We start from the raw sequence: 18,627 nt of genomic DNA, 5'->3' as shown, positions 1-18,627 counted from the left end.
AAGCGACTAAAATGCTTAGTGTAAATATGACAAATTTTTATTCTGTTTCTATTGTGACAGTTATCTCCTAATAAAATCATATCATTATGACAAAAGCAGATATATCAAAGGAACTTAGTGGTACTGTTGAACTGATGAGTCTGTGCAATATCGCTTAGCTTTTCAAAGTCCAAAATAAAGATTTGGTTATATTTAACCTCAATGATATTTTGGTTCGAAAGCGCTGCTAGTTCTTTATTAATGCTTTGTCTTGAAGTCTGCAAAAGTTCTGCTAGATTTTCCTGACTCAATTTGAGATTTAGTAAAATTTTATCTTTGTCCTGATAGGAATGATAATCCACTAGAAAAACTAGTTTTTTAGCAAGACGCGTTTGCAATGTTTCAGTTGAATAAATGAAGTTTTGTTCACGATTTAGTTGTGTTCTTACACAGATTAATTTCAACACCATAAACAAAGCATCTGCGTTATTTCTGATGACATCCATAAACAATTGGCCAGGAAGGTTGGCAATGACCGTTCTACCTTGTGCAATGTGGTCGTGAAGTAGGGGTTGACCCGTTACAATCGGAACAATATTGATTAATGTACCTGAGGGCACAAAAATATCAGTGTGATATTTACCTTGCGATGTGCTCCAGCCAAGTTTAAGTGCGCCCTCAAGCAAAATATTGATATCAGTACACGGATCATTTTGATTGTATATCGTTTGATTATGATAATACTTTCTTATTTTTAAATGCTGAATAAGCGTAGATTTCTCTGTATTAGATAAAGATTGAATAACCTGATAATTTTCTAAAATACGAATACTTTTATGAATAAATTCATTCGTTATAATTTGATGATCAGAAGATTGTCCGCCGTCAAAATCATTCTGATATTTTGAGATAGGATTCCTAAACTCGATAATTGAGGATGCTTTCATGATAAATCAGAGATATAAACTAAGATTTTAAACAGCTTATCAGAGTTAAAATTTATTCAAATTTCAAAAAAATATAATTTCATATTTAATTTTCATATGTGGGTGTTATTAATTATTTAAATATCAAAATAATTTTTTACGTGATGGATTGTCTCTGAAATAACAGAATAAGCCGCAGTTTCTGATAAAAATTCAGTCATATATTATGACAGGAAATTAACATGACTACATTTATTCAGAAACCAGCACAACAACTACAAGTTAGAAAATTAACTGGTCGAATTGGGGCTGAAATATCAGGCATTCATTTAAGCTCTGAGCTTGATTCATCCACAGTTCAGTTTATACACGATGCGCTACTAGAGCATAAAGTACTCTTCTTTCGTGGCCAGCAACATTTGGGGGACACGGAACAAGAAAAATTTGCAGAATTATTTGGTTCACCCGTTAAACACCCAACAGTACCAGCGGTGGATGGCACAGATTTTATTTTTGAACTTGACTCACAAAAAGGTGCACGAGCCAATTCTTGGCATACTGATGTAACTTTTGTGGATGCCTATCCTAAAATTAGTATCTTGAGAAGCCTAATCATCCCTGAAACAGGTGGTGATACAACTTGGGCAAATACTGAAACTGCTTATGAGGATCTTCCTGAGCTTTTACAGCAATTTGCTGAACAGTTGGTAGCTGTACATTCTAATGAATATGACTATGGTGGACCAAAACAAAATGTCGAGCCAGAACAACTCGAAAGACTGAAGAAAATTTTTGTATCTACCAAGTATGAGACAGAGCATCCTGTAGTCGTATTACATCCAGAAACGGGTAAGAAAAGCCTATTACTGGGGCATTTTTTCAAACGAATTGTAGGATTTAGTCAAAGTGATTCGCAGCTTTTATTTAATATTTTACAAGAAAAAGTAACGCGTCCAGAAAATACAGTGCGTTGGCAATGGCAGGAGGGAGATGTGGTGATTTGGGATAATCGCTCTACACAGCACTACGCGGTTAACGATTATGGCGATCAACATCGCGTTGTACGCCGAATCACACTTGCAGGTGAAGTAACGACTGGTGTACATGGCTTAAAAGGTAAAACTACATTACCCAAAGATTTATCAGCAGAACAACTCGAAAAAGCCAAACTCCACGCTGTTTTAAATGCCAACTAAACACCATTTTAAACATGCAAAACGTCACTGTTGTTAAGCAGTGACGTTGTATATGTTGTTGAGAAAAACGATATGGCCACACTATCAAAACGTAATCGATTTATCTGGATTATTCCTGCACTTATTTTTGTCGCTTTGCTACTGTTTATTTTCAAACCATCTTCATCAGCACCATCAAAAACAACAAATCAGACTGAAAACATTGTAAAAATTAGAATTGCAGTACCTGATCTAAGCAGTAGTGAAAGACACAGCAGCGGCACACCCTTAGTTGATTATATATATTTAAATCAGTTACTTGAAAAAGAATTCGCAAAGAAAAATATTCAGATTGAATGGCAATTTTTTAAAGGTGCAGGGCCTGTAATTAATGAAGCTTTGGCTAATAAACAATTAGATTTTGCTTTTTTAGGTGACTTAGCAGCCATTATTGGTAAATCGAATCAAATCGATACCACATTACTGGTAGCAACTGGTCGGCACATAGATGCTTATTTGGGTGTTTTGCCAAATAAAGGATATACCAGTCTCGAACAGTTAAAAGGTAAACGAATAGCAATTTTTCAAGGAACTGCTATGCAATTGTCGTTTGATCAATATATCGAGCGATATGGCTTTACTGAAAAAGATTTCCGCATTATTAATTTGGATCCTGCTGCGGCCAATGCAGCACTTGCAGCTAAGCAAATTGATGCTAGCTGGGGTTTAATGCCAATTCTGGCGCTCAAACAACAGAAAATTGTAGAGGTTCCACTGGGTACTGGGCAGAGACAAGATGGTGCTGGAACAATTCAATCAGGTTTGGTGGGTCGTAGTGAGTTTATTAAACAACATCCTGAAATTGTCCAAACATTGGTCAATACGGTTTTACAATCAGCACATTGGGTTTCACAGCCTGAAAACCGCGATAATGCCATTCAACTTGTCACCAAAAATGCAGGATTACCAACAGAACTCTATGCATTGAGTCTACAAGATAAAGCCTTAAAAACAGTTTTTTCACCACTTTTGGATGAATATTATCTAGGGCATCTACAAGAAGGTGTACAGACTGCATTAAAGACCAAACTGATAAAACGCGATGTTGATGTAAAACAATGGCAAAATGCTGAGTTTGTAGAACGAGGGATTCAACAGTTGAATTACGTCAACTATTGGAACTCATCAAAATAAAATGATTAAATTAATTTAGCTGTGCCAAAAGACCTTAACAAAGGTCTTTTTTATAAACTTCATAATGTGCCTCTAAAATAATTAATGTTTCTTTAAGTATAGCTAAACGTACAGCAACAGAATCAAGGACTTAATAGTGAATTACATAACTGTTCGCATAATGTATATTATGTTAAATAGAAGATTTGAAAACCTACCATATATAAGGCTCTGGCTACTCTACGTTGCTGCTACGCCGTTGATTCTTTAATCCAGTAAATTCTTAGCTTGGTATCTGCTGCTCAAGCAACTTACTAGGCCGTGGCACTCTTAACAACTTAAATTGACTAACCCTATTTCTAATCTTAGCCAGAAAAACACTCTAGGCAGCCTTCTACAAGATGTCATTACATTTTTAATTTGCCCTAGCTAGAACGCGTAAGCTACTTACCACCTTTACTGGCTTCATTTTTGGCTACTGGCTACTGCGATACAGATTTCTTTCCCTAAATCGCCTTTTGAGCATTAAAGTTATTAATTTGCTTAGGCTAAATTTCAACACACAGAATATTTTATATCTTACTGAAATTTATAAATATATTTTACAAATACCCTTTACAGGCTTAGAAAAACTGATATAGTACGTGCGTACAGCTATTCTTTAGATTTCCATCACATCAGCCAGTTTCGATAATCAATTACAGCCTAATATACTTCGGGATGTGTTTCCGCAATTCCTCTCATTTTCTAACTAGCTCAGGTTATAATAATGGACTCCAAAAATATTGTTGATCTATTATGAACGCCTCCAATGACCCTTTACACGGCAAAAAACTTGCTGATATTTTGGATGAATTATTGGATTATTACGATGGATTTGAAGGCTTAAGTCGTAAAATTGAAATTAGATGTTTTTGCATAGATCCAAGTGTTAAATCATCATTACGATTCTTACGTACCACACCATGGGCACGTGAAAAAGTAGAAAACTTATATTTGTATGTCTTACGCCAAAAAGCCAAACAGAAATCGTAGCGATCAAAACTCTAGCCTCAGCATTTTAATTAGTGGTGGATTACCACCACTCTTCTAGACAAAGTTAGTCTACTCTTAAGACTTTTTAGTAGGAAAATATGTATTCATAGCTTCCTAACAATTAAGCCCTATAAGTTGAATATTTAAACAATTCATTTAAGAAACATCTACACGCTTTTCATAAATTTTATTTTACTTTTACTATAAATCCCTAAGTTCAAGTGATCACATATGACTAAAAGAACAATAAATATTTATGGAGCCAGACAAAATAACCTTAAAAATATTTCATTAAAAATCCCAAAACATGAAATTGTTGTCTTTACTGGTGTCTCTGGCTCAGGTAAATCTTCTTTAGTTTTTGAAACCATTGGCGCAGAAGCTCAAAGACAAATTAATGAAACTCAAGATAGTTTTGTCCGCAATCGTTTACAGCATTTTGGCGTGGCTGACGTTGATAAAATTGAGAATCTAAATGTACCTGTCATTATTAATCAAAAGCGTTTAACGGGTAACATCCGCTCAACCGTTGCAACAATTACAGATATTTACGCCAATCTTCGCTTACTATTTTCACGTATGGGTGAACCATTTGTTGGATATTCGAATGTTTTTTCTTTTAATCATCCCAATGGCATGTGTCCACAATGCGAAGGTATTGGTTTAGAGCAAACAATTGATATTTATAAAATATTAGATTTAGATAAATCCTTAAATGAAGAAGGCGCTATCAATTTTCCTACCTATCAACCTACAGCATGGCGTTGGACTCGATATGCAGATTCAGGTTATTTCGATTTAGATAAAAAATTAAAAGATTATAGTGAAAAAGAATGGGACTTGTTGTTGTATGCCCCTCAGCACAAGCCGTTGAATCCAACAAGTAAATGGAGAAAAACTGCACTTTACGAAGGATTGGTGACCAGATTTGAGCGTAACTTTCTAAAAGGAGAAACGCGGGAAAGAAATCGTTATGGGAATAAACTTGAGCAGATTATTACAACCAAAGAATGTTCTTTATGTAAAGGCCAACGGCTTAATCAAAAATCTTTATCTTGTAAGATTAACGGTAAAAATATTGCGGAATGTACAGCTCTATCTGTATCAATGCTTTTAGAGTTTATAGAGTCCATAAAAAGTGAGAAATTTGAAACCGTTTTACATGAACTCATTAATAAACTGAGTAACTTAAACTTAGTTGGTCTCAGTTATTTAAACCTTAATCGTGTGAGCAATACATTATCGGGCGGTGAATCACAACGAATCAAAATGGTTAAACATTTGGGTAATAGTCTAGTTGATCTGCTCTACATTTTTGATGAGCCAAGTATTGGGCTGCATCCAAAAGATTTAGATAATATTATTAAAATCATTCAAAAGATTAGAGATAAAGGAAATAGTGTTTTACTGGTTGAACATGACCCTGATCTTATTAGAACAGCGGACCATGTCATTGATATGGGTCCTCTTTCTGGTGTCAATGGTGGTCAAATCATTTACCAAGGAACTTTCGAAGAATTAAAGAACTCATCAGGTTTAACAGGCCAGTTTTTTAAAAGACCAAATACCTATAAAAAAACGCCCCGCATTCGTTGTGAATGGATTTCGATTAAAAATGCTCATTTATTCAATCTAAAAAATATTGATGTTGATATTCCCAAAAATTGTCTAAGCGTTATTACAGGTGTTGCGGGTTCTGGAAAAAGTACGTTAATCAGTAAAGTCTTACCACAACAATATCCTGAAACAAAAGTAATTGATCAATCTGCAATTACTGCAAGCATTCGGTCAAATTTACTGACCTATCTAGACCTTCTTGATCCGATTCGCCAACTATTTGCAAAAGCAAATAAAGTGAGTGCTAAGCTCTTTAGTTTTAACAGCGAAGGTGCTTGTCCTCAATGTAAAGGATCAGGTATCGAGAAAATTGAACTCGCATTTTTAGATGATGTTGAAATGACATGCGACCTTTGTCACGGCTCAGGATACGCCCCAGAGGTGTTAAAGTATCAATATAAAGATAAAAACATTGCTGAAATCTTGAAAATGACTGTTACTGAAGCCAGTCACTTTTTTGAAGAACGTAATTTACAGCAGCAATTTAATTCATTGGTAAGCTTAGGGTTAGACTATATTGCAATTGGCCAGCGCTTAAATACTTTCTCTGGTGGCGAGCGCCAAAGATTAAAACTCTCAAAAGAGCTTAATGAAACAGATAATATTTTTGTATTAGATGAGCCGAGTACAGGCTTACACCCTTCTGATACTGAAAAATTGATTAGTTTATTAAATAGCTTGGTTGAAAAAGGCAATACGATCATCGTTATTGAACATAATCTAGACATTATTAGCCAAGCAGATTGGATTATTGATATCGGTCCATTAGCTGGTGACAAAGGTGGTGAATTGGTGTTTTCTGGAACTGTTACTAGTTTGCTCTCAGCAGAAAAATCATTCACAGGTCACTATTTGAAAAAATATCTAGAGCTGTAAAGATTTGATCGACTAGCTTGGCACAATCAAGTTTAAATGTGAGAGCCCTGGCGACTAAACCTCTAGAAAATAAAATATCTATTTTGAGTTTGGCTATCGATAAAGCGTTTACCGACAGCCATTTAAACATTCGGCTTAATCAAACTTAAATAATTCAGGACTAAGACTATACAGTGAGTCAGAATTTGCTTGAATCAAAGCTGCATGCATTAAGGTTCTAGGTAAAATACGTTCAAAATAAAATTGTGCCGTAGAAACTTTTGCAAAATAAAATTCATCTTTGGTTCCTTGCTCAATTTTTTCTTGAGCAATTACCGCCATTTTTGCCCATAGATAAGCAAAAACCGCATAACCAGAAAAGTAGAGATAATCAACAGCTGCTGCGCCTACTTCATCCAGATTATTGGTTACTTTGTTTTGTAAATCTTCGGTTAAATCAATCCATTGATTCACGACTTGTTCTAACTTTGAAAGCATAGGCTGTGTAATGTTATTTCCTTGATTCATGTTTAAGAAATTCTTGATTTCATCTGTTAACAGCAGAAGTAGATTTCCCTTTGAACCTATTATTTTACGAACTAGCAAATCAACTGCTTGAATTTCAGTCGTTCCTTCATAGAGCGTAGAAATACGAACATCCCGTGCGATTTGTTCCATTCCGTGTTCAGAAATATAGCCATGGCCTCCAAAAACCTGCATGCCATGTTTAGCGGACTCTACGCCTAGCTCAGTCATAAATGCTTTTGCGATGGGGGTAAGTAACGCTAATTTATCTTCAGCATTTTTTTGTTCTAACTCATCGGTAGAAAGATCAGCAATGTCTACGTAAGTAGATAGGTAATATGCTAATGCGCGTGAACCCTCTGCAAATACTTTTTGCGTGAGTAACATATTACGCACTGGTGCATGCACAATAATTGGGTCGGCTGGCAAGTCTGGATTCTTTATGCCAGAGATAGAGCGCATTGCTAACCGCTCTTTGGCATATGTGAGTGCACCTTGATAGGCAGTTTCTGAAGCAGCCAGACCTTGTATGGCGGTACCAATACGTGCTGCATTCATGAAAGTAAACATACAATTCAGACCGCGGTTTTCTGGTCCAATTAAAAATCCTTTAGCATTATCGAAATTTAGTACGCATGTCGCATTACCATGAATACCCATCTTATGCTCTAGAGCACTACAAACCACGCCATTTCGTTCAGCAATATTTCCATCTGTATCTAAATTAAATTTAGGCACAATGAATAAGGATATGCCTTTAGTACCCAACGGCGCATCGGGTAAGCGAGCTAACACAATATGAATAATATTTTCGGATAAGTCATGTTCTCCGGCTGAAATAAAAATTTTCTCGCCAGTAATGCTATAACTACCGTCTTGATTAGAAACTGCCTTTGTTCGTATTAAGCCTAAATCGGAACCAGCATGTGACTCTGTTAAACACATCGTACCAGTCCAAATACCAGAGATCAGATTTGTCAGATATTTTTGTTTTTGCTCATCTGTACCGTGGCTTTCAATTGTAGACATCGCACCATGTGATAAGCCGGGATACATTCCCCATGCCCAGTTGGTTGAAGTTAAAATTTCAGAAATAGCGATCCATAACAAAGATGGAAACCCCTGTCCTCCGTATTCTTCATTACCCGTTAAAGATGGGAAGCCAAGTTCTACATATTTTTGATAAGCCTCTTTAAACCCATCTGGTGTAGTCACAATCCCATTTTGAACTTTACAGCCTTGTTGATCACCAATAGCGTTTAATGGAAGTAATTCATTTTCACAGAAATCTGAAGCAACTTCTAAATATTGCTCTACGATTTCAGAAGTCATTTTATCTTTAGATTGAGGGTATTTTGCATAGAGCTTTTCAAAACCCAATAAATCCTTAAAAACAAAATTGATGTCACGAAGTGGCGATGTATAACTTGGCATATTTTTCCCTACCTTTTAAATTCTTGATTCCATTTTCCTATTCGTATCTTCTGACGAGTAATCATCTCAAAAGTATTTCATGATTCGAAATAGGCGGTTTGGGGTAAAAATATAGGCAAAAAAACAACATTAAAAATAACTTGTGTGCATGTTTAATTATTTATTTAATTCATTTTATTCATTATAAAAAATTAGTTAAGCTCAGAAGAAGCTAAAGATTAAGAGAGTTAATTCAGTATTAAAAAAAGTAAATTCTTGATTATCCTCAAATGGGCAACTTCAAGATATTACCTATTTTTCAATGAATTATTTCTTTTATAAGTGTTAATTAAAATCGTTCGTGTGAACATGGATATTAAAGGAAAATTTTATGGAACTTAAGCCAACACCAGAACAAATTGAAGCATTTCGAAATGATGGTGCATTTCTTTTTAAGAACTGTCTAACTAAGGAACAGTTAGAAGCATGTTATGAAGCTTTTAAATGGAATGTAGCAAATCCAGGTCCATTTAATTTTCGTGCTTTAGATGGAACTAAGTTACAAACACATATTGATAATGCCAACCCAAAAGCTAAAGAAAAATTAGATAAACTTGTCATGTCCCTACCTTTCGGAAAGATCTTTCAAGAGCTATGGGGATCAGAGCATGTATGGTATTACGCCGAGGAAGTATTCGCTAAAGAAGGTGGAAAGAGTGGCCGCGGACCGTGGCATCAAGATAGCTCTGTTATGCCATTTACTGGAAAACATTGGGGCAATGCTTGGATTACATTCCAATCTGTTCCAAAGAAAAATTCTTTAGAAATTATTCGTGGTTCATGTAATGGTATTCAATACGACGGTGCAAGTTTCAGTAATGCAGACGACCCAACAGATCCTGTTTATGATGATGGAACTCTACCTCGATTACCCCACATCGATAAAGATCTAGAAAAAGATCCTAACTCATGGGATGTATTATCTTGGGCCGTTGAGCCAGGTGATGTTCTGTTTCTACATCCTCACTCTCTTCATGGAGGAGCCGGAGTAGATGAAGATTTCCCAAATCGTCATACTTTGGTATTTCGTTTCTTCGGTGATGATGCAAGATTCCGGTGTTTACCAGAATCAAGTGAACGTTATGCACGTAATGGTGCACTATTTAAAGAAGAAATGGCCAAACTCAATGAAGGTGATTTATTCCGTTCACCAATCTTCCAGCAAATTGCTTAATCAGAAATAAAGGAGGAATTTGTTATGGAAAAACAATTAATCAATCCTGGTGTTCGTAAACAACGTTACTACGATGAGTTGCATTTTTCGTCAGCAACACGTGTTGGAGATATGATCTGGGTATCTGGCTGCGTGGGAGCAAATGTTGAAACAGGTGTGATTGGTACCACCATGGAAGAACAAGCTCACCAAGCGTTTGAAAATGTTAAAGAGGTACTCGAAGCAGCAGGTGCAACAATGGCAGATATTGTAGAAATTATGACGTTCCACACTGACCAACGAGGAGAAATAGCTGAGTTTATTTCTGTAAAAGATAAATATTTACCTGCTAACTATCCTGCGTGGACAGGTGTAGGAGTCTCTCAGCTAGCCCGCCCTGAATTTAAAATCGAAATCCGTGTTATTGCCGTCGCAGGATGTGGGGCAAAATAGCACTCAATTACAAAGATAATTTTTAAGGAAAGACCAAGTTAACTAAAGCTATCTTTTTGCATATAGATAATATGCAAAAAGATTAGCTCTACTCAAATTTTAATTTGGTCTTAAAAAAATAAAAATTTAACAGGAAGTTAAATATATGGGCAATTCTGAACACTCAATCAATTTAAGCTCATCCGCCGGCTTACTCGCGCGTATGGATCGGCTACCCGTAATGAAAATACATTATTTTTGGGCAGCGTTACTTGCCGTAAATCTAATGTTGGAATACTACGACAACGCAATTTTTGCATATGCCGCCCCTATTATTAAGTCGCATACAAATTATAGTACCGAACAAATTGGAACTATTTCTAGCATGTTTTTTGTAGGGATGATTATCGGTGCACTTGTAGGAGGTAGACTATCAGATAAATTTGGACGAAGATCAATTATTTTCTGGGCTACTCTACTCTACTCTGTAGGTTCTCTCTTTACAGCACTTTCTACCAGTTATGAAATGATGTTAATTTCAAGAGTGATCACAGGAATTGGCGTCCAGGCGGCTACTTCTGTACTTTTAGTGTATGTCGCAGAAATGTTTCCAAGCCATACACGTGGTCGGTTTTTATCAATTGTTACTTTTGGTTTTGTTATCTCTGGTCTAGCAGCAGCAGCATTAGCCCTCTTTTATTTACCAAATAGTGGTAATGATGCTTGGCGTCATCTTTTCTATGTAGGTAGTATAGGTTTATTAATTGCGCCTTTCATTCGTTTTGGGTTACCTGAATCTATTCGATGGTATATTTCTAAAAACAAATATAAGCAAGCAGAAGAATTAGTTTTCAAACTTGAACAGAGAGCTATTTCGAACAATCAAATATTGGAAACACCTAAAGTCACTGCTATTGAAAATTCTCAAGAAGCAACGTTTTCAGAACTATTAAAAAATAAAGCCGTACTATTCACGATTGCTATCGTTGGGATAGGTTATTTTGGCTCAACTTTAGCATATTACCTATTCGGAAATTGGGGTATTTATTCTTTGGTATATGGGCTGAAATACAGCGAAGATAAGGCCTATTATATTTTCTTCATGTGGAACGTCATTTATTGTGTAACGCCTTTCATTGCTATGAGTGTATTGGATCGCTTTGAGCGTAAATCAATGATTTTAGCAATGTCAGCCTTAGCCGCATTTCCCCTAATTGCATTAGGTATCTCTACTACCAGTTGGATATTAATCGCTGCGGGTGGCCTTACTTCAATTCTCACAGGGATGGTTATTAACGGATATTACACCTATATTCCAGAAACTATACCAACTAAATTACGAGCATTAGGTAGTGGAATCATTATTTCATTAGGCCGATTTGGAGGGGCTGTTTCTGGTGTTTTAGGAGCGTGGCTCTTTACGACTGCTGGAATTCAAGGGGTTATGTTTACAGCTGCTGCATTTTATATCCTATTTGCCCTACCTGTTATCTTCTTCGGACCACTCACCACTAACCGCACACTTGAAACAGTTAATCGTCAGGTTATTAGCGGCAAATAAATTAAGCCAGTACATATCTCATAATCTTGCGCTCACCAGAGCGTGAGCAGGATTAGCTTACCCAATTTCATGATATTTAAGGAAAAAATCATGTCAAAAATAATACTACCATTTACTATTTTATGTTGTATTGTAAACTCAACTCTAGTTCAAGCAGTTGAAATAAATAAGGATTTAAATTTAAACTTTACTGCTACGGCTATGTCGGAATATCGTCGTTCAGGTTTTGATCTGAGTGATGGGAAACCTGTAGTGCAAGGCTTAATTTCTCTTGCACATAAATCGGGATGGGATATTTCTGCACAGATCTCAAACTACGATGTAACCGTTACACCAGCAAAATATGAAATAGCTTACACCATTGGCTATTTTCATCCTTTTACTGAAAAAGTTTATGTTTACTCATCAATCGGCCAAACAGTATTACCGAATTGGGCGGATGGCAACGTAACAGAGTGGTTTATTAGTGCGAATGCATATGGCGCTTTCTTTAATTATTACTATGATTGGGGAAAACATTCAGATGCTCAATATCGCTACATTGGCTATAAATATAATTTCCCAAAAAATGTATGGCTTGATATGCGTTATGGTTATAACGATGTAGGCGTACAACTAACAAATGAAGATGGTGATGTTCGACATAACTACAGTACGCGTAAAGTTGAATTAGGAAAGAAATATAACGGAATTGACTATACTTTAACTTACGTTGATACAGATTTAACCAAATCCGAATGTACACAAATTATGGCATTCGGAGACAAATGTTCAGCTACAGTTGTATTTGGTATTAAAAAGACTTTTTAACTAAAGATATGGGAAGTTTTCTATGTATGAGAAAGCTTCCCATTTTTTATATTCAGAATTTAGTTTTTATTGTTTAATCACTTAAATTAAGAGGATTTCTTATGATACAAGCAAAACGGATCGGCATTTATGGCACAGGAAAAGCCGCCTCTCAAATTATTAAAGCCTTAGAAAATAGCCCTCATAGTCTTACGGCTGCAATTGCTTTTTTAAAAGAACAAGATGGTGAAGATATAGGCACATTAACTGGCGGTAAACCATTAGGTATTAAAGCAACGCTTGATCTTGAAATTTCAATTAATTCTAAAGAATTTGACGTTTTGCTTTATGCAGGCTTAGGTGGCGAGACGCTATATAAAACGATGATTTTATGTGCGAATGCGGGAGTTGATTTAATTCACGCATGCTTTGCTCATCCTAAACTCAGACTCTCTTCAGAGTTATATAGCCAAATACAGGACAAAGCTTTAGTTACCGGATCTCGTATTGTTGGAACAGGTATGCTACCAGGATTTTGGTTAGATGTTGTTCCTGCTTTATTTACGAGTGCATTACCCGCTCCTGTTTCTGTAATTGGAGAATCGTGTGCAGATATAACCACTTGGGGTTACGGCGTATTAGCAAATGAAATCGGTGTAGGTCAACCACCTGAACCAGATTCGGTTGGACCTATTGGGGGCATACTGCAAGAATCAGCGTTAATGATTGCTGAAGTATTAGGATTAGATGCTATGCCTGAACGTAGTGGAGGTTTTGTGATATCTGACATTGCAACAGAAGTCATTGGTATTCCGGTTAATGTAGGCGATCGTATTGGTTTTGATGAAACTGCCAGTGTTGTTTTTGAGGGTAAAGAGCGAATAAAGCTAGGATGGAAAGGTCTTCCAGCAAATTATCATGGTTTCAAATCTTCTTTAACCATTACGGTTATTGGTGGAGATGGTTCGCAAATTAAAATTGATACTACCCGTCCTACGGACCCATACCCGGGAACTGCAGCCCGTTTCATCCATGCGATCCATGGTATTCAAGCCCTAGCTGGTGGGTTACACACTCCTGTAGAAATGTCTATTTAATAAAAATGTTTTATAAAAAAAGCAGTCAAAATAGACTGCTTTTTTATTCTTAACTTAGGCATCAGGCGATTTCAAATAATCCAGCAGCCCCCATACCACCACCAATACACATAGAAACCACGACATATTTCACACCACGGCGTTTACCTTCAAGTAAAGCATGTCCAACCAGTCGGGATCCTGTCATTCCATATGGATGGCCTATTGAAATACTTCCGCCATTTACATTGTATTTATTTGGGTCAATTCCAAGCTGATCACGACAATATAGAACTTGGCACGCAAATGCCTCATTAAGCTCCCATAATCCAATATCATCTACTGAAAGGCCATGCTGTTTAAGCAATTTAGGAATCGCATAGACAGGTCCAATACCCATTTCTTCAGGTGCATTACCAACAACCGTCATTCCACGATAAATACCTAAAGGTTCAATACCCAATTGTTCTACTAGTTTTCCGTTCATGACGACACAGGCACTTGCACCATCCGATAATTGACTGGCATTCCCGGCAGTGATCACACCACCTTCAATTACAGGAGCTAAATTACTTAATGATTCCAATGTTGTGCTCGGGCGGTTTCCTTCATCTTGACTCAAAGTTATCTCTTTAAGTGAGGATATTCCTGTAGCTTTATCAGTGACCATCATCTGAGTGGTAATGGGCACAATTTCATTATTAAAAATTCCAGCAGCTTGTGCTCGTGCTGTTCTCAGTTGCGACTCTAGTGAATATTGATCTTGAAGTTCTCTAGAAATTCCATATTTTCGTGCTACAAATTCTGCGGTTTCTAGCATTGGCATGTAAGCTGTTGGCTGAGCTGCTAAAACGTTAGGATCCATTTCCGCTTTAACCCATTCCATATATCGATTTTGCACAGCAGAAATGTTTTCTTGTCCACCAGCAATGACCGTTTGCATACCGTCATACATAATCTGTTTTGCCGCAGTAGCGATCGCCATTAAACCAGATGCACATTGGCGGTCGATTGTTTGAGCACCAATTATTGAAGGTAGTCCAGCAGCAAACAAACCATGTCTTGCGACGTTATTCCCAGCAGTACCTGCATTTAAAACCGAACCAATCACAGCATCTTCAATACGATCTGGTTCAATACCTGCTCGTTCCACCGCATGTTTAATGGCATGTCCTAGCATTGTAGGAGAGTGAGTCGCATTAAAAGCGCCTCGATATGCTTTGCCAATCGGTGTACGAGCTGTCGAAACAATTACTGCATCAATCATGGGTCTTCCTTGTACTTGTAAAATGAAATAAATAAAAATATTGCAATGGAATTAAGGAGTAATGATATTTAGCTGTACATAAGCAGCTCTAAACCTATAGGTCTTTTATAAATTTTTGGCAAAGCAAATCCATTGCCTCGTTTTATGACGAAACTTATATGTTTACGAACTCTAAGATTAATTAGAAATAGGTATATTTATGGGAACAATGATGACTTCATCATCTAGAATGGGCTTCGATTAGAAGTCATATTGTATTCTCAAAAAATACGTCACCTATATAGAGCTATGAATATCAATGCATCCTTAAAACCATTGCTCAGGCATATTCAGAGGAGTTGTTTCCACTGGATCCAGCACTGCCAACCAACTGGATATTTTTGGCATTTCCCAGCCAAAAAAGTAATCACAAGCTGCGAGTTTTCCATTTAAGAAATCGCTGTTTGATGATGTCTCAATAGTTTTATGAATTGTGATGGCTTGATCTAACCACAACCAACCTACGACTAAATGCCCAAATGCCTCTAAGTAGTTTGCAGCATTTGCTAATTGCACTTCTAAATCTTCTAGACTGTGCAGATTCTTAGTCACTCGAAGGATTTCTTTCCATGCCTGATCCAATTTATTGGCATGACTCTGTAATTTATCTATTAGTAGAGCTTGCTTAATGGTTTCAGAAATCTTCTCATCCAAGAGTTTCACAGATAGCCCATCATTGATACGAGTTTTTCGATCCAACAAGTCTAGCGCCTGAATACCAAATGTACCTTCGTGAATTGGATTTAGTCGGTTATCTCGATAGAACTGTTCTACATTGTATTCACGGGTATAACCATATCCGCCATGAACCTGAATAGCTAAATCGTTTGCGACCAGTCCCCACTGAGAAGACCAACTTTTTACCACAGGCGTTAATAAGTCTAGTAATGCATTAATATTCTGGCGTTCTTTCTCGTCTTCAACAGAATGGATATCATCTACAAGACGTGCTGCATATAAACATAAGGCTAAAGCGCCAGAAGCATATGATTTTTGTGCCAATAGCATACGGCGAACATCTGCATGCTGAATAATTGGAACTTGAGGTGAATTTACATTACGGTCAGCTCGTGGACGACTCTGCAATCTAGTTTTAGCGTAATCGAGAGCATGTAAATAGCCTGTATAACCTAATGCTGCTGCTGTCAAACCCACCGAGATCCGGGCTTCATTCATCATATGAAACATGTAGGCTAAGCCTTTCCCAGGTTCACCAATTATCTCGCCTAATGCTCCCGCTTCGCCCTCAGGTTTAAACCGACCTTCTCCAAAGTTTAATACACAATTTACCGTGCCGCGGTTACCCATCTTATGGTTGATACCAGCGAGTACAACATCATTACGCTCGCTTGGTTGGCCATTTTCATCCAGTACTTTACGTGGAACTGCAAATAATGAAATTCCTTGCACACCTGGTGGTATTTGGCCGTTTTCATTCGGTATTTTAGCTAAAACCAGATGGAGTATATTTTCGGATATATCGTGATCCCCGCCGGAAATCCACATTTTATTACCGAATAAGCGATATCTTCCATCAGCCGTCGGGACAGCACGGGTACGGATGTCAGCTAGACTAGAACCTGCTTGAGGTTCAGATAAACACATTGTTCCAAAACAATTTCCTTCCGCCATTGCATTGACATAAGGAGAAACTTTGTCCTGTTTACCATGTGCGATCAAAAGGTTCGCATTTGCAATTGTTAAAAATGCATAACCCGCCGTGCCCGTATTTGCTGCTAAAAGATATGCCATTCCTGCTCGCTCAACCGTACTAGGCAGACTCATTCCGTTCCATTCAGGAGGAAATGCAGCACTCATTAACCCAGCATCAGAAAAAGCACGTAAAGCAATTCCCACCTCAGGATTTACTGTGACTTTCTCTCCATCAAATGAAGGCTCGTTACTATCATTCTTCTTGTTATGAGGAGCAAACAGATCTTTAGCTAAACTTTCATAAACATTTAAAACTGACGTATAGTCAAAACGATCCTGACCAGAAAAATGTGGACGCTGATTTAGCGATTCAATATTCAACCAATCAAATAACAAAAAATCTAGATCATTGCGAGAGAGAATAAGTTCATCTGTCATGATATCTACCTACTATAAATTTAGCAGTGAGAGCCATTCAGCGACAAGGGCTGGTTTAGTCTCATCTTCGATTTCAATAGTTACTTCAAGCGTCATTTGATAACGTCCGACAGCTTTTTCTGTAAGTGCTTTTAATAAAAAATGCCCACACACTCGTTTTCCACTACGTACAGGATTAATAAAGCGCAAGCTATTCATTCCATAGTTTATGGAACTCGTTAATTCTTTAATGGGAGGCATTGCATCTGCTGCCATCGCAGATAATAAAGACAGTGTAAGAAATCCATGGGCAATGGTCCCACCAAATGGACTCTGACTTGCGGCTTGCTCATCTACATGAATGTATTGCCAATCTCGAGTCACATCAGCAAAGGCATTAATAGAGCCTTGATCAATCGTAATCCAATCAGAAATACCTATCACTTCACCTTGTAAATCAAAAAGTTGTGCAATTGAAAGTGGAGTTTTTTGTGCTAGAACATCAACCATTTTATTCTCCCACTTGTAAACCAGCTTTGTTCAATTCAAGGTTCCCTTGAGCAAAACCTGTGGCAGGAATGAATTCACCGTTACGATCTGAAACTTCTGATAGTTTTGTCGCTAATACATGACATGTGTCGTCACCAGTTCCGATATGAATGCCTTGAGTCATTGTGATATGTGCTGCTTCAAAGCTTCCTGCACCTGCGCATAAAATCATTCTGGTTGGTGCATCTTCACTAACAAGTACAGCAACCGCAGGACTTACCGCACTTGGAGCAAGTGCTTTAAGAGATGCTTCAGGTAATAAACCTTCTAACATACGTGTTGCAGCGGTTGGGGCAAGACAATTGACTCGTACGTTGTGTTTCTCACCTTCGAGTGACAAAGTTTGCATTAAACCCACTAATGCCATTTTGGCAGCACTATAATTAGACTGACCAAAATTTCCATATAAACCAGATGAAGAAGTTGTCATTACAATACGGCCATACTTTTGCTCACGCATGATATCCCATACCGCTTTAGTACAATTTACGGCGCCCATTAAATGCACTTCTACAACTGTTCGGAAATCATCTAAGGACATTTTGGTAAAGGTTTTATCACGTAGAATCCCGGCATTATTAATTAAAATATCTACTCGTCCCCAACGCTCAATCGTTTCTTTTACCATTGCTTCTACTTGCGAAGCTTCTGTGACTGATGCACCGTTTGCAAATGCTTCTCCACCCACACTTACAATTTCATCAACGACTGATTGAGCCGCATTTGTTGATCCGCCATTTCCATTGACATCACTTCCTAAATCATTCACTACTACTTTTGCACCGAGACGAGCTAATAACAAAGCATGTTCTCTTCCTAGACCTGCGCCAGCACCAGTCACAATTGCTACTCGATTTTTTAAATCAATCATTTTTTAATCCATTAATATAATTATCAGTAATATCAAGACACTTTAGCCTTGCTACCTAAGCT

At 37.3% G+C, this 18,627-nt stretch carries 15 protein-coding genes; 9 read left to right on the top strand and 6 right to left on the bottom strand.

The genetic code is table 11. From position 1 onward, the window contains the following. Positions 1–104: 104 nt before the first annotated feature. Positions 105–926, bottom strand: a complete 822-nt coding sequence (locus QLG01_RS13635) for a Crp/Fnr family transcriptional regulator (RefSeq protein WP_004701544.1) — start codon at positions 924–926, stop codon at positions 105–107. Between the two features lie 221 nt (positions 927–1,147). Between QLG01_RS13635 and QLG01_RS13630 the strand changes: the two genes are divergently transcribed. The 4 genes from QLG01_RS13630 to QLG01_RS13615 all read left to right on the top strand — a co-directional run bounded on the left by QLG01_RS13630 (position 1,148) and on the right by QLG01_RS13615 (position 6,781). Next, entirely contained in the window at positions 1,148–2,101 is a 954-nt protein-coding gene (locus tag QLG01_RS13630; RefSeq protein ID WP_199943088.1) for a TauD/TfdA family dioxygenase, read from the top strand. 72 nt (positions 2,102–2,173) lie between these two features. Then, positions 2,174–3,274 carry an ABC transporter substrate-binding protein gene (locus QLG01_RS13625; protein ID WP_282496711.1) on the top strand — a complete coding sequence of 367 codons (1,101 nt, stop codon included), beginning with the start codon at positions 2,174–2,176 and terminating at the stop codon, positions 3,272–3,274. A gap of 777 nt (positions 3,275–4,051) precedes the next feature. Further along, the gene (locus QLG01_RS13620) at positions 4,052–4,288 is read left to right on the top strand and encodes a VF530 family protein (RefSeq protein WP_151716398.1); all 237 of its coding nucleotides are present in this window, start codon (positions 4,052–4,054) and stop codon (positions 4,286–4,288) included. 231 nt (positions 4,289–4,519) lie between these two features. Beyond that, the gene (locus QLG01_RS13615) at positions 4,520–6,781 is read left to right on the top strand and encodes an excinuclease ABC subunit UvrA (protein WP_282496710.1); all 2,262 of its coding nucleotides are present in this window, start codon (positions 4,520–4,522) and stop codon (positions 6,779–6,781) included. A gap of 135 nt (positions 6,782–6,916) precedes the next feature. Here the strand turns inward: QLG01_RS13615 and QLG01_RS13610 are convergent, their stop codons facing one another. After that, positions 6,917–8,719: an acyl-CoA dehydrogenase C-terminal domain-containing protein gene (locus tag QLG01_RS13610; protein ID WP_282496709.1), complete on the bottom strand. Its 1,803-nt coding sequence runs from the start codon at positions 8,717–8,719 to the stop codon at positions 6,917–6,919. A 370-nt stretch (positions 8,720–9,089) separates the two neighbouring features. Between QLG01_RS13610 and QLG01_RS13605 the strand changes: the two genes are divergently transcribed. The 5 genes from QLG01_RS13605 to QLG01_RS13585 all read left to right on the top strand — a co-directional run bounded on the left by QLG01_RS13605 (position 9,090) and on the right by QLG01_RS13585 (position 13,790). Further along, positions 9,090–9,932: a phytanoyl-CoA dioxygenase family protein gene (locus QLG01_RS13605; protein ID WP_282496708.1), complete on the top strand. Its 843-nt coding sequence runs from the start codon at positions 9,090–9,092 to the stop codon at positions 9,930–9,932. 24 nt (positions 9,933–9,956) lie between these two features. Then, positions 9,957–10,364 (top strand): RidA family protein, encoded by a 408-nt coding sequence (locus QLG01_RS13600; protein WP_282496707.1) that lies wholly within the window; start codon positions 9,957–9,959, stop codon positions 10,362–10,364. 145 nt (positions 10,365–10,509) lie between these two features. Beyond that, complete coding sequence (locus QLG01_RS13595; RefSeq protein ID WP_282496706.1) at positions 10,510–11,904, top strand: MFS transporter; 1,395 nt, start codon at positions 10,510–10,512, stop codon at positions 11,902–11,904. Between the two features lie 90 nt (positions 11,905–11,994). Beyond that, positions 11,995–12,714: a TorF family putative porin gene (locus QLG01_RS13590; protein ID WP_282496705.1), complete on the top strand. Its 720-nt coding sequence runs from the start codon at positions 11,995–11,997 to the stop codon at positions 12,712–12,714. Between the two features lie 101 nt (positions 12,715–12,815). Continuing rightward, on the top strand, positions 12,816–13,790 hold the full coding sequence (locus tag QLG01_RS13585) for a hypothetical protein (protein ID WP_192833286.1): 975 nt from the start codon (positions 12,816–12,818) through the stop codon (positions 13,788–13,790). A 61-nt stretch (positions 13,791–13,851) separates the two neighbouring features. Here QLG01_RS13585 and QLG01_RS13580 read toward each other — a convergent pair whose 3' ends face one another. The 4 genes from QLG01_RS13580 to QLG01_RS13565 all read right to left on the bottom strand — a co-directional run bounded on the left by QLG01_RS13580 (position 13,852) and on the right by QLG01_RS13565 (position 18,565). Further along, complete coding sequence (locus QLG01_RS13580) at positions 13,852–15,036, bottom strand: acetyl-CoA C-acyltransferase (protein WP_192837014.1); 1,185 nt, start codon at positions 15,034–15,036, stop codon at positions 13,852–13,854. A gap of 306 nt (positions 15,037–15,342) precedes the next feature. Continuing rightward, entirely contained in the window at positions 15,343–17,166 is a 1,824-nt protein-coding gene (locus QLG01_RS13575; RefSeq protein ID WP_282496703.1) for an acyl-CoA dehydrogenase, read from the bottom strand. 12 nt (positions 17,167–17,178) lie between these two features. Then, a complete protein-coding gene (locus QLG01_RS13570; RefSeq protein WP_282496702.1) occupies positions 17,179–17,655 on the bottom strand; it encodes a MaoC family dehydratase in 477 nt (158 codons plus the stop codon). Between the two features lies 1 nt (position 17,656). Next, complete coding sequence (locus QLG01_RS13565; protein ID WP_282496701.1) at positions 17,657–18,565, bottom strand: SDR family NAD(P)-dependent oxidoreductase; 909 nt, start codon at positions 18,563–18,565, stop codon at positions 17,657–17,659. Between the last annotated feature and the right edge of the window lie 62 nt (positions 18,566–18,627).

It is taken from the genome of Acinetobacter sp. V89_4 (assembly GCF_029967875.1).
GTDB classification, from domain to species: Bacteria; Pseudomonadota; Gammaproteobacteria; order Pseudomonadales; family Moraxellaceae; genus Acinetobacter; species Acinetobacter oleivorans.
This window is presented reverse-complemented; position numbering and strand designations above follow the sequence as displayed.

Bases quoted from the DNA above. Each gene is read 5' to 3' on its own strand.
- QLG01_RS13570 (WP_282496702.1), bottom strand. From the start codon at position 17,655: ATGGTTGATGTTCTAGCACAAAAAACTCCACTTTCAATTGCACAACTT.
- QLG01_RS13580 (WP_192837014.1), bottom strand. From the start codon at position 15,036: ATGATTGATGCAGTAATTGTTTCGACAGCTCGTACACCGATTGGCAAA.
- QLG01_RS13635 (WP_004701544.1), bottom strand. From the start codon at position 926: ATGAAAGCATCCTCAATTATCGAGTTTAGGAATCCTATCTCAAAATAT.
- QLG01_RS13630 (WP_199943088.1), top strand. From the start codon at position 1,148: ATGACTACATTTATTCAGAAACCAGCACAACAACTACAAGTTAGAAAA.
- QLG01_RS13625 (WP_282496711.1), top strand. From the start codon at position 2,174: ATGGCCACACTATCAAAACGTAATCGATTTATCTGGATTATTCCTGCA.
- QLG01_RS13590 (WP_282496705.1), top strand. From the start codon at position 11,995: ATGTCAAAAATAATACTACCATTTACTATTTTATGTTGTATTGTAAAC.
- QLG01_RS13595 (WP_282496706.1), top strand. From the start codon at position 10,510: ATGGGCAATTCTGAACACTCAATCAATTTAAGCTCATCCGCCGGCTTA.
- QLG01_RS13565 (WP_282496701.1), bottom strand. From the start codon at position 18,565: ATGATTGATTTAAAAAATCGAGTAGCAATTGTGACTGGTGCTGGCGCA.
- QLG01_RS13585 (WP_192833286.1), top strand. From the start codon at position 12,816: ATGATACAAGCAAAACGGATCGGCATTTATGGCACAGGAAAAGCCGCC.
- QLG01_RS13620 (WP_151716398.1), top strand. From the start codon at position 4,052: ATGAACGCCTCCAATGACCCTTTACACGGCAAAAAACTTGCTGATATT.
- QLG01_RS13600 (WP_282496707.1), top strand. From the start codon at position 9,957: ATGGAAAAACAATTAATCAATCCTGGTGTTCGTAAACAACGTTACTAC.
- QLG01_RS13615 (WP_282496710.1), top strand. From the start codon at position 4,520: ATGACTAAAAGAACAATAAATATTTATGGAGCCAGACAAAATAACCTT.
- QLG01_RS13610 (WP_282496709.1), bottom strand. From the start codon at position 8,719: ATGCCAAGTTATACATCGCCACTTCGTGACATCAATTTTGTTTTTAAG.
- QLG01_RS13575 (WP_282496703.1), bottom strand. From the start codon at position 17,166: ATGACAGATGAACTTATTCTCTCTCGCAATGATCTAGATTTTTTGTTA.
- QLG01_RS13605 (WP_282496708.1), top strand. From the start codon at position 9,090: ATGGAACTTAAGCCAACACCAGAACAAATTGAAGCATTTCGAAATGAT.